At 75.8% G+C, this 4,828-nt stretch carries 6 protein-coding genes; 2 read left to right on the top strand and 4 right to left on the bottom strand.

Translation table 11 applies throughout. The features are described 5' to 3' along the window. Positions 1 to 211: 211 nt before the first annotated feature. From E1300_RS51005 to E1300_RS47635, 4 genes are all read right to left on the bottom strand, one after another. Positions 212 to 355 carry a hypothetical protein gene (locus E1300_RS51005; protein ID WP_165503327.1) on the bottom strand — a complete coding sequence of 48 codons (144 nt, stop codon included), beginning with the start codon at positions 353 to 355 and terminating at the stop codon, positions 212 to 214. Then, entirely contained in the window at positions 352 to 3,117 is a 2,766-nt protein-coding gene (gene lanL / locus E1300_RS47645) for a class IV lanthionine synthetase LanL (protein ID WP_131763855.1), read from the bottom strand. Before lanL ends, E1300_RS51005 begins: the two co-directional genes overlap by 4 nt. Before the next feature lie 139 nt (positions 3,118 to 3,256). After that, positions 3,257 to 3,526, bottom strand: coding sequence for a hypothetical protein (locus E1300_RS47640; RefSeq protein WP_207400416.1), 270 nt, complete (start codon positions 3,524 to 3,526; stop codon positions 3,257 to 3,259). Further along, positions 3,523 to 3,978 (bottom strand): hypothetical protein, encoded by a 456-nt coding sequence (locus tag E1300_RS47635; RefSeq protein WP_131763854.1) that lies wholly within the window; start codon positions 3,976 to 3,978, stop codon positions 3,523 to 3,525. The genes E1300_RS47640 and E1300_RS47635 overlap by 4 nt, the downstream gene beginning before the upstream one ends. 69 nt (positions 3,979 to 4,047) lie before the next feature. Between E1300_RS47635 and E1300_RS47630 the strand changes: the two genes are divergently transcribed. Then, positions 4,048 to 4,386, top strand: a complete 339-nt coding sequence (locus E1300_RS47630) for a PadR family transcriptional regulator (protein ID WP_131763853.1) — start codon at positions 4,048 to 4,050, stop codon at positions 4,384 to 4,386. Continuing rightward, positions 4,383 to 4,828 (top strand): permease prefix domain 1-containing protein (locus tag E1300_RS47625; RefSeq protein WP_242619870.1); only part of this gene is annotated, 446 nt, incomplete at its 3' end. The genes E1300_RS47630 and E1300_RS47625, both read left to right, overlap by 4 nt.

Below are 4,828 nucleotides of genomic sequence, written 5' to 3'. Positions count from 1 at the left end.
CGCCGTGGCGGCCAGCGCGGCGCCCGCGCCGGCCGCGGCGGGCACCGGGTCGGCGCGGAGGTCGCGCAGCATGAGGCGTATCGGAGTGGTCCGCATGGGAGTGACCTGCCTGGTCGGGACGTCCGGACGACGGGGAGGGGCCGGGCTCGGCGGCGCGCCCGGGGCGGGTCCGGCCCGTCCCGGGCGCTGCCGTCATGACGGTCGGCGTGGGCTACTGCGTCTGGCAGGTGCTCCCACAACTGTCATTGCTGGGGCAGGTGTAGGTGCAGGAGAACTCCACCTCACCATGACCGGGCTCCAGCTCGAGCTCGGGCAGGGCCTGGAGCTCCTGGACGCTGGTCGACATCGCGTTCACCTCCTCTCGAACGAAGCGGACATCGGCCGCGCCGGCCCGGCGGAAGGGCGGTACGGGCCGGCGAGCAGGGGGTGGAACAGCCGCGGGCCGCCGGAGCGCAGCCGCAGCAGGAAGGACAGGTGGCCGGCGAGCCCGGCGCCGTACCCGGCGGTGACCTCCTTGCCGGACTCGTCGGGCGGCACGAGCCGCCCGTCCCGGTCGAGGGCGCGCGCCGCCAGCAGGTCGGCGAGCGTCTCGGCCCAGGCCAGGTACGTGCGGTCGCCGGTCGTCTCGGCGAGCTCGACGAGGAGGTCGCCGTTGCCGGCGAGCCCGTGGCAGTACGCGGTCCCGCTGAGCCGCCGGGTCCGCAGCACCGCCCGTCCGGCCGCGACCGCCGCGTCCCGGTGGCGGGGGTCCCCGCCGTGGGCGTGGAGGCGGCAGAGGAAGGTGCCGACGCCGGACGAGCCGTTGCACCAGTGGATCGCGCGGGAGTCGGAGCCGGGCCGCTCCGGCCAGAAGGCGGCGCCGTCGGCGTGGATCGCGGCCTCGAGCAGCACGTCCCCGCAGCGCTCCGCGGCGGCGAGCAGGTCCGGCCGGTCCAGCGCCCGCCCGGCCGCGAGCAGGTAGGCGCCGATGCCCGCGACGCCGTGCGCGAAGCCGTACGAGCGGTAGCCGGCCAGCTTGGAGTCGAAGGACGGCGGGACGGTCCAGTGGATCGCGCCGCCGCCGGTGTCCGCCGCGGCCATGATCTGGTCCGCGCAGGCGTCCGCCCGCTCCAGCAGCGCCGGGTCGCCGGTGCCCTCCCACAGGTGCAGCAGGCAGGTGCCGAGCCCGGCGATCCCGTGGGTGACGTCGGGGTTGGGCCACGCCGTGGGCAGGCTCGCCGCGAACTCCACGGCCCGCGCGGTCAGGTCGGTGCGGCCGAGCGCGCGCCCGGCGTCGAACAGCGCCCAGGCGGTCCCGGCGAACCCGAAGTACAGGCCCGGGAGGCGGTGGACGACCCGTCCCTGCTGCCGCAGAAGCCGCGGCAGGACGGCGTCCAGCAGCACCGGGACATGCCCGCCCGGGCTCTCGCCGTCCTCGACCAGGCGGGCCAGGACGGCGAGCATCCCCGCGAGGCCGTGCTGCACCGTGCAGAGGTCCTTGTCGCGCCCGAAGACCGTCTCCGGCCAGGGGCGGGCCTCCGAGTCGTCGGGCAGGGTCGCCGCGAGATGGCCGAGGATGTCGCCGACGAGGACGCTCCACCGGTCGCCGCCGAACGTCGCCGTCTCCTCCTCGGCGGGCACGCTCGGACGGACCGGCCGCACCGGGACCGGCCCGGCGGCGCCGTCCGCCGTGAGCCGGAGGACCTCCTCCAGCGGCGTGCGCTCGGCCGGGTCCGACCGGAGCGTGCCCGTGATGAGCGTGCGGACGACCGGCGGGACGTCCGCGGGCACGAGCGGCGGCGCGATCATCCGCGCGACGCGCTCCTCCAGCGGGCAGTGCGCCGGCCGGTCGTCCGCCAGCGCGGGATCGGCGCGGGTCAGCAGGTAGTAGGCCGTCGCGCCGACGCCGTACAGGTCGGCCGACGGGTCAGGCTCGGCGCCCGCGAACTGCTCGGGGGCGCTGAACCCGGGCGTGCCGCCGGCGCGGTGCATGACGTCCCAGCCGGAGCCGTCCCGCACGGCGACCATCTCCAGGTCGACGAGCCGCAGCTCCCCGTCATCGGTGACCATGACGTTCTGCGGCGACAGGTCGCGGACCACCATGCCGTGGCCGTGCAGGGCCCGCAGCATCCCGGCGAGCCGGTGAACGATCGCTGGGAGGGCGTCGACCGGCGGCCAGAGCAGCCCCTCCCCCGCGGCGAGCGCGATCTTCTGGCGCAGCGTCCGGCCGCGGACGGCCTCCTCCACCAGGAAGCGGTGGCCGTCCTGCTCGAACTCGTCCACGAACGCGGGCATGACGCCGAGCGGCGCGCCGCGGCGCAGCACCTCCGCCTCGTGGCGCAGGAGGTCGCGGGCGTCCCGGCCGTCCACGTCGGTGGCGACGTGCGGCCTGGCCTCCTTGACGATCACCTCGCGGCCGGTGCGCCGGTCGGCGGCCCGGTAGACGCCGCCCTTGTTCGCGTGCCGGATCGCCGTGGTGATCTCGTACCGGTCGCGCAGCAGGACGGCCTTCGGAGCGCCGTCCGCCGAGCGGTGGACGGTGTCGGCGAAGGGCGGTGCGGCCCAGGACGGCGGGCTGAACACGGCGGGCCGCTCGTCCACGACCGGGTTCCCGTCCGGGTCCAGGATGCAGCTCACGTAGGCGCCGTCGTTGGAGAGCACCTGGACGCCCTGGAAGGCGCCGTACCGGTAGTGCACCAGGCTGCCCTTACGGTACGGCGCGTCGGAGAGGATCGCCGGGCCGGCGAGCCCCTCCGTCGCCGCGTGGAGGTCCTCGGCCAGGACCCGGAAGCGGCCGTCGTCGTCCGGGTAAGCGGTGATGAACTTGCCTGATCCGCCGCGCGGCGTCCGGAACTCGTTGAGGTGCTTCAGGTTCGCCGAGGTGGAGGCGAACTTGAACGGCGTGCCGGTCTCCACGAGCACCGGAAGGCACGCGGCCAGGACGTCGGGCGCGGACAGGATCGTCGCGGACACATGGAGCTTCCATCCCTGGACGCGGCGGGAGGGGACGGCGGGACGCACGTACGTCCAGATCGAGCGGTCCTCGACCGTCCAGCCCCGGAGCACGATCCGTTCGAGTTCCGCACCGGCCCTCGCCGCCGGCTCCCGGACGGCCTCCGGTTTCTGGCCAGGCGTCATCACCGAAATCTCCAGCTCTCGTGAGGTGCGGAGGCCCCCGCCGAGTCCGGGCGGGCCTCCGGAGATCTGTCGGATCCGACGCTAGGTCGCGCCATCTGTCAGGTCATGTCCCGTTTTCTGGGGACATGACAGCTCGCGCTCACTCTGGCACCGGGGCCTCCGTCCGGCGGAGGCGGCGCAGGGCGAGCAGGCCGCCGACGCCCGGGACGACCGAGATCCACTTCGTCCCCCGTGAGGCGGCCGGGAGCAGCAGGGTCGCGGCGATGACCGCCACGTAGGCCGTGCCGTGCAGCGGCCCGACGAGCGACGAGACGGCCCGCGCGTGCACGGTGAACAGGTTGCCGAGCAGGACGGCGAGGGACGCGGCCTCGACGGCCGCGGCGGTCCGCAGGGCGCGCACGGCGCTCACGCCCCCGTCGTCGAGCCGGGACGGACGATCATCAGCACGACGACGACCGCCCACAGCAGGTTGAACACGCCGGTCGCCATGGCCAGCCGGGACACGGCGCGCCCGGCGACGGCCGCGTCCGGCGACGGCGCCAGCAGCCGCCGCTGGCCGGGGACGATGGCCAGCACCAGGATCGCCGCGGCGGCCGCCGTCAGGACGATCGAGGCGATCAGCCACGCGTCGCCGAGGACGCCGAGGCTCGCGCCGGTCGCGAGGCCGAAGGCCGGGACGGCGGCGCCGACGACGGTGTAGGCGCGGCAGGTCCGGTGCAGGAACGCGACCGTCCCGGCCCCCTCACCGCCCTCCGCCGCGGCCTGCCGGGCGTACCGGGGGAACAGCGACGCGGCGACGGCGATCGGCCCGATCGCCAGGATCGCCGCGAGCACGTGCACGGACAGCAGCACTTTGGTCATGTCGGCCTCCAATAGGTTGGCTGCCAATACGTACCACGCCAATGCCCAAGATGTGTAGGCTGTCTACCCATGAGGGCTGACGCGGTGCGCGGGCACCTGGACGGGCTGCTGCTGGCGGTCCTGGAGGCGGGCCCGCTGCACGGCTACGCGATCATCGCCGCGGTCCAGGAGCGCAGCGGCGGGGCGCTGGAGCTGCGCACGGGCACCATCTACCCCGCGCTGAACCGGCTGGAGCGGGTCGGGCTGCTGAGCAGCAGCTGGCAGGCCGACGGCGAGCGGCGGCGGCGCTGCTACGCGCTGACGGACGCCGGCCGGCGCGCGCTCGCCACCGAGCGGACGGCCTGGCACGAGTTCACGACGGCCATCGGCTCCGTCCTGAACCCCGCGCAGACCAGGCCCGCCACGTGAGCGCGCTCCGGAGCGCCCCGCCGCCCGCGGGTCCCGAGCCGGCCGGGGAGGCCGATCCGGTCGAGGACTACGTCGCGGAGCTGTCCGCGGCGCTGCACGGGCCGGCGCGGGCCAAGGCGCGGCTGGTCGAGGAGATCCGCGGCGGGCTCGCCGACACCGTGGACGCGCACGCCGGTGAGGGCCTCGCCTACCGGCACGCCGCCCGCCGCGCGGTCCGCGAGTTCGGCACGCCGGACGAGCTCGTCCCCGGCTGCCAGCGGGAGCTGACGATCGCGCAGGCCCGGCACACCGCCCGGGTCGCCGCGCTGACCGTCCCGTTCCTGGCGGCCTGCTGGCTGCTCGTGCGGAGCGCCGGCCACGACCCCTACTGGCCGCTGCGGCTGCTCGCCGCGCAGCTCGCCGGGGCGGCGGCCGCGGCGGGGCTGCTGTCCGCGGCGACCCT

Origin of the sequence: Actinomadura fibrosa (assembly GCF_900659615.1) — a bacterium.
Lineage (GTDB): Bacteria > Actinomycetota > Actinomycetes > Streptosporangiales > Streptosporangiaceae > Spirillospora > Spirillospora fibrosa.
This window is presented reverse-complemented; position numbering and strand designations above follow the sequence as displayed.

Coding starts and splice junctions, on each gene's coding strand:
- lanL (WP_131763855.1), bottom strand. CDS start 3,117: ATGACGCCTGGCCAGAAACCGGAGGCCGTCCGGGAGCCGGCGGCGAGG.
- E1300_RS47635 (WP_131763854.1), bottom strand. CDS start 3,978: ATGACCAAAGTGCTGCTGTCCGTGCACGTGCTCGCGGCGATCCTGGCG.
- E1300_RS47630 (WP_131763853.1), top strand. CDS start 4,048: ATGAGGGCTGACGCGGTGCGCGGGCACCTGGACGGGCTGCTGCTGGCG.